Origin of the sequence: Pseudomonas persica (assembly GCF_900291015.1) — a bacterium.
GTDB lineage: Bacteria > Pseudomonadota > Gammaproteobacteria > Pseudomonadales > Pseudomonadaceae > Aquipseudomonas.
The window spans coordinates 1-266 of the sequence record NZ_OLKL01000177.1; the positions used below are offsets into that span (position 1 = coordinate 1).

1 protein-coding gene is annotated in these 266 nt (G+C 47.7%); it reads right to left on the reverse strand.

What is annotated here, in order from left to right; all coding sequences use genetic code 11:
• Positions 1 to 139 (reverse strand): AcrZ family multidrug efflux pump-associated protein (locus FQ664_RS26185; protein ID WP_144175900.1); only part of this gene is annotated, 139 nt, incomplete at its 3' end.
• Positions 140 to 266: the final 127 nt, after the last annotated feature.

Here is a 266-nt window from a genome sequence, read left to right on the forward strand (position 1 = left end):
GTCTGGATTTATCTTTGTGGCCGACGCCGGAGAAGATATTGAAGACTTCACCGAGACCGTAAATCAGGCCCAGAATAATCGCCATTACCACCGGTACCATGATGACCGCAAATCCCAGACTTTTTAATAACTCTAACATGGTCGACTCCACAGTGTGTTAAGCGTTTATTCTAACCCGATCCACGGAAATTACACGTCCCTTTTGTGCGGTGCCCGTTGCGCCAGGAGGGAATTACGTCACAATACCCTTTTTGCCAGGACATTGT